At 58.7% G+C, this 465-nt stretch carries 1 rRNA gene; it reads left to right on the top strand.

The annotated features are described in order from the left end of the window. A 16S ribosomal RNA gene (locus FV233_RS29885) occupies positions 1–72 on the top strand; the annotation flags it as partial. Positions 73–465: the final 393 nt, after the last annotated feature.

Below are 465 nucleotides of genomic sequence, written 5' to 3'. Positions count from 1 at the left end.
GTAGGGTCAGCGACTGGGGTGAAGTCGTAACAAGGTAGCCGTAGGGGAACCTGCGGCTGGATCACCTCCTTTCTAAGGATTCTTCTTTGGATATGAGGTCCGGCTCCGCCGGATCGCAGCGAACGTCCGTTCGTCCATCGAAGGTCATTGGATACAGGGTTCAGTCGGAACCCATTTTGCGGGACGGACGCCGTCCTCGTTTCTCTTTCTCGTTCCGGGCCACCGGGCTCCGCCACTCCTCATCGGGGTGCGCGTCGAGCCGGCCTGGAGATTGAGTTTGCCGCGGCAAACGATCAGCGAGGACCGACAGGTTCGGTTGATCGCGTCGTGCGCAAAAAACATCAGTGACATCGTGAAGAGGGAATGTGGCCGTTGGGGGCGCGAAAGCGTCAGCCCTGGCGGTCATGTTCGGCAAGCATACGGTGACGGAATCGGAAACGGTTCTGTCACTGGTCTTTTTGTGAC

Source organism: Methylobacterium sp. WL7 (assembly GCF_008040085.1).
Lineage (GTDB): Bacteria > Pseudomonadota > Alphaproteobacteria > Rhizobiales > Beijerinckiaceae > Methylobacterium > Methylobacterium mesophilicum.
Note: the sequence above shows the minus strand (reverse complement) of the source record. Positions and strands in the feature narration are given on the sequence as shown.